The organism is Algimonas arctica, assembly GCF_014652695.1.
GTDB lineage: Bacteria > Pseudomonadota > Alphaproteobacteria > Caulobacterales > Maricaulaceae > Litorimonas > Litorimonas arctica.
Genome location: NZ_BMZH01000035.1, coordinates 1 through 4788, shown reverse-complemented (window position 1 = coordinate 4788; position 4788 = coordinate 1). Strand labels below are relative to the sequence as shown.

Sequence of the window (4788 nt, the reverse complement as noted above, 5' to 3'; positions counted from 1 at the left end):
TTGCAATACCGCAAAGCCGTCGCCTAATATCAATCAATAAAGGTGAGCAAAGTCTCTCTTGGCCCAGGCCGAAATCTGTGCCGTTTTATATGACGACGGACAAGACATGATTTCCTCCTTAAATCATGTCCATGCGAGGCGCGGGCCAAATCTGGTGTTTGGTAAGTCTGACCACGCCCAAAAACGGACGCTGATAATGTTCGCTAAAAGACAATACCGGACTAAAAAGAAACTCATTCGCGTTTAGTCTTATTCAACTGGAATAATTAATCTAAATGGAGCGTAACGGGCTATAATATATCCGTCCATTTTCTGCTCATCAGGTTGGCTGAATTTATGATACCGACCATTGAATATGTCTGAGGGAAGTTCCCCCATAGCTCATCTGTTTTCGGATCAACATCTTCGGATAGTAATCCGACATGGTTCCGCTGCGCGAGAATAGCTTCGAACATCTCCCGCGCTTCGTCTTCCCGACCAATCCTGTAAAGCGCATCAATATGCCAGAAGGTACAGGCGGTGAACGCCGTCTCCGGGCGTCCGAAATCATCCTTCGTCTTATACCTATAGATATGGTTCCCTTCACGAAGGTCACGATCAATAGCTTCAACTGTTCCGATATATCGTTGATCAGAGGCGTCTATGAAACCAATCTCAGCCATAAGGAGGACGGAGGCGTCTAACGAATCCCCGCCATAATAGGCCGAAAATGCATTGATCTCCACGTTAAAGGCATTTGCTAAAATATGTTTCTTGATAATCTCAGCGCGCTCGGACCAATAGCTCACCTTCTCTTTAATCTTCAGGTGGTCGGCAATTTTTGAAAGGCGGTCGCACGCTGCCCAACACATGATCGCCGATGAAGTATGAACATAAGACAGCGTGCGAAATTCCCAGATGCCGGCGTCGGGCGTATCATGAACGGAAAATGCGCGCTCTCCGACGGGTTCCAATTGTTCAAACTCCGCAATGCCCGGTTTAGAGAGCAGACGATCATCTAAAAAGGCTTGCGCCGCCGCCAGCACAATCTGCCCATAGACATCATGCTGTATATGTTCTGCGGCTTGGTTGCCTTTTCTGACGGGTCCATAGTTTCGATAGCCTGGAAGATTATAGGCTACTTCTTCGGTCAAATCGGTTTCTAGGCCAATGCCGTAAACGGGTTGAATATGCCCGCCCTTTGCCTGCGCGACAACGCTGCGCAGAAAGCGCATATAATGTTCTAAGGTTTCCATTGAGGCTAAGCGATTGAGCGCGGTCACCGAGAAATAAGCATCCCTTATCCAGCAAAAACGATAATCCCAGTTACGCTCTGATCCCGCATGCTCAGGCACAGATGTTGTCAGCGCAGCGACAACCCCTCCTGTTTCTTCATAAACGCAAAGCTTGAGTGTAATCGCAGCGCGAATAACGGCGGATTGCCAATCAGGGGGCACAGCAAGGCTACGCGTCCAGCGACGCCAGAAGTCAGCCGTGCGCTCCATCCAGTCACGGGCAAGAAACTCTACATTTTCAGCAACCGTTTCGTCAGGGCCGCAAATAAAGGATATGTCGCTATCCAATACGAAGGTGGTGCCTGATAATATAAAGGACAACGGTGCATTGGTCGTGATGCGAAACCCGCCGTCTTCGGTCGGATAGCTGAGGTGATGGATACCCCGCTTCGGTTTGATTGTTCTCGCGCCCCAGTCTGCTTGCGCATTGACCTCGATACGAATCCGGGGCGAGCCCTGAATGACTTTAAATTGCCGCACAAAACTTGCGGGCTGAAAGCTCCTGCCGCGACTGGAGAAATAGGGCGCGAAGTCTATGATGTCCAGTATCGCACCATCCGCATCGGTCAGGCGAGTACGCAAAATTGCTGTATTGATTTCATATGTCTGCTCAGTAGAGACACGATCTTCAATCCACACGCCAAAGCTGCCCTCGCCCCCCAAAAGTGTATCAAAAATCGGGTTCCCATCAAGTTTTGGCAGACAAAGCCAGTTGATACGCGCGTCGGTGTCAATCAACGCAGCTATCGTGCTATTTCCGATTATCCCGAGATTTAGATGACTCATGTTGGAAGCCTCAAAAAGCTATATAGATCTTGGATGTTTAGGAGGTTATATTTTGCTTGGGTCGGGCCGTGCCCAATCTTGATGCCAAACCCTCCTAATTTCTTTGCCGCGATAAAGCCCTCTTCATCCGTTGTATCATCCCCAATCATGATAGGGATACGGCCGAGAAACGGATCGCGGGTCATTTGTTTTCTTAGCCCGATCCCCTTATTCGCCGAAGCCGGTTTAATCTCGACAACACAATTCCCCACTTGAATGATGTGGGTCTTCAGGGGAGCAAGGAGCGGGGATATTGCTTGGCTGATGGCAAGCCCCAATGCAGGTTTTTTACGGTGATGAATAGCTAAAACCGGACCTTTATCTTCAATCCAGATCTCGGGAACTTGCGACATTACTGTATCAATCTTACGCCGAATATCAGATGAAAATTTTGGGAGGTCATTCGGAGGTGGCGTATCAGGGGCCGCACTGTAAAGGCCGTGATTGCCAATGCGCCATAACGCAATCGGAACGCGCTTAGATAAGTCCACAATGTCTCGACCGCTAATAATCGCTAGGGCCCCATCCAGCTTATCGTTCAGATTTAGAAGGCAGGAAATCTCAGAATTCGCTAAATGAACAGAATATGGATTATCTTGAAATCCAACAAGCGTGCCATCAAAATCTAAAAAGAGCGCTGCATTGCTAGGAAAAGCAAAATCTTTGTTTAAAGTAGTCGCCATATTATGTCGTAAATCCGATCGTTTTGGCGGGTGCTAGTGCCTTTGCGAAGAACCGCTCTCGCCACCAGTTAATGTCCTCCACGACGACATTGTGATTGAGCGATTTCCATCTTTTTTTGCGTTCGGCGAGCGGCATATCCAGCGCACGGGCGATCATTTCGGCCACCTTATCCGTATCATAGGGATTAACGATAAGGGCCTCTGTCATTTGTTCTGCCGCGCCCGCAAATTGCGAGAGAATTAAAACGCCTGGATCATCTGGGTCTTGAGCGGCAATAAATTCTTTCGCCACCAAATTCATACCATCTTGCAATGGTGTAACGAGGCAAACGTCGGAGATGCTATAAAGCCCCGCAATTTCTTCACGTTTATAGGCCCGCGCTAAATATCGTATTGGAATCCAGTCGAGATCACCATAATCGCCATTTATACGCCCACACAGCCCATCCAATGTTTTACGCAACTGCTGGTATTCATCTACGACGGCACGAGACGGCGGCGCGATTTGCATGAAGGATGTGACCCCATGGGTGTGCGGGAAAGAATCGAATAGTTTTGCAACGGATTTAAATCTCTGCGGCAACCCTTTGGAATAATCCATGCGGTCAACGCCAATGATTAGCTTTCGGTCACCCAAAAATTTCCGTAGTTTCTTAGTCGCCATTTTAGCCTGGGGACTTTCAGCTGAGGCCTTGAAAGCGACGGCATCAATACCAATGGGACAATGGCGGATCGTTATTGTACGCCCATGAACCAAAATATCCTCGCCGCCCTCATCAACCCCGCCGCAAACCTCGATTAAAAGCCTCTTTAGATTCGTAACCCCCATCGTGGTTTGGAGGCCAATAATATCATACATCGTTAAGGCTTTCGCCAAGATAATCGCTTCTGGAAGAGCCCGGAAGGTTTCAGGCGGTGGGAAAGGGATGTGCAAGAAAAATCCAATTTTTCCCTGCCAAGATAACTTTCTCAATTCGTCGGCAAGAAGAATGAAATGGTAATCATGCACCCAGACATAATCATCTGGTGTCGCATGATCAGCGACAGCTTTGGAGAATTGTTTGTTTGTGTCTTGATAATGCCTGAAGTCACTTTGATCAAAATTGACCAAATCCAATCGGCTATGGAACAGGGGCCATAAGACGCTATTAGCGTAATTTAGATAAAAGCCTTCATATTGCGCTTTACTCATGTCGTAGAGAGCAAAATCAACGCCGTCATCCGATGCTATTGTGGTTTTACTGGACGGGAAATCCTTAATTTTCCCACTCCAGCCAACCCAAAGCCCATTAGTTGCCTTTAGAGAATCCCATAGCGCAACCGCAAGGCCGCCAGCCCGCGCATTTGAATCTATGGCTGTTCTGTTTGAAACAGCGATGAGGCGTGGGGATTTACCCTTAGCTCCTTTGACGTCATCTGCGATGGGTGTTGTCATTCATGATTGGTAAGAACGAAGCATCTCGGTATCAATTTAATCATAGCGCTTCCTAGGCATTGGACGGGCGCGCACAAAAATGGTGCGTTTTTCCAGTTCTCCTGGAACTTCAATAATGATGCACTGAATTTGTCCAATTCCACCAATTCTCGTCCTATCTTTCACAGAAACAGTTCAATGCAGGGCGTACAAATGGGTTTGGCTCTCATTTAGCTGCGAAGCTCTACATACAAAATTCACAGCATCAGTTTTCCCCGATGTTTAAAACTATATAGCCCAGAGACTGCTTTACTTAAGTATAGTGCTCTGGGCTTTTTTCTATCCGTCAATCAAAACTGAGTGACCAAAATTCGCCTCAAACCTGTCGCTCAACCCGGAGGCCGTTGTCGCTCAAAGAAGGCCACTGGCAATGTTTTCAATCTGCCGAGTTATAGGCTTCATTTTGGGCGCACTGAAAAAAGGAAGCCCTGATGTGCCCCTAGCTTTGTAGACACCTTGTTGGGTAAAACTGGAAGCAAGGAGAGTGTCTTATGGGCAGTCGCATTCGATATACAGAAGAGTTTAAATTAGG

3 protein-coding genes are annotated in these 4788 nt (G+C 47.7%); all 3 read right to left on the bottom strand.

All coding sequences use genetic code 11. The annotated features are described in order from the left end of the window. Positions 1–290: 290 nt before the first annotated feature. From IE105_RS15205 to IE105_RS15195, 3 genes are read right to left on the bottom strand one after another with little or no spacing between them, the layout of a single operon-like run. Positions 291–2060 carry a glycoside hydrolase family 15 protein gene (locus IE105_RS15205; RefSeq protein ID WP_189499739.1) on the bottom strand — a complete coding sequence of 590 codons (1770 nt, stop codon included), beginning with the start codon at positions 2058–2060 and terminating at the stop codon, positions 291–293. Beyond that, entirely contained in the window at positions 2057–2782 is a 726-nt protein-coding gene (gene otsB / locus IE105_RS15200) for a trehalose-phosphatase (RefSeq protein ID WP_189499738.1), read from the bottom strand. The genes IE105_RS15205 and otsB overlap by 4 nt, the downstream gene beginning before the upstream one ends. Position 2783: 1 nt before the next feature. Further along, positions 2784–4217 (bottom strand): alpha,alpha-trehalose-phosphate synthase (UDP-forming), encoded by a 1434-nt coding sequence (locus IE105_RS15195; protein ID WP_189499737.1) that lies wholly within the window; start codon positions 4215–4217, stop codon positions 2784–2786. Positions 4218–4788: the final 571 nt, after the last annotated feature.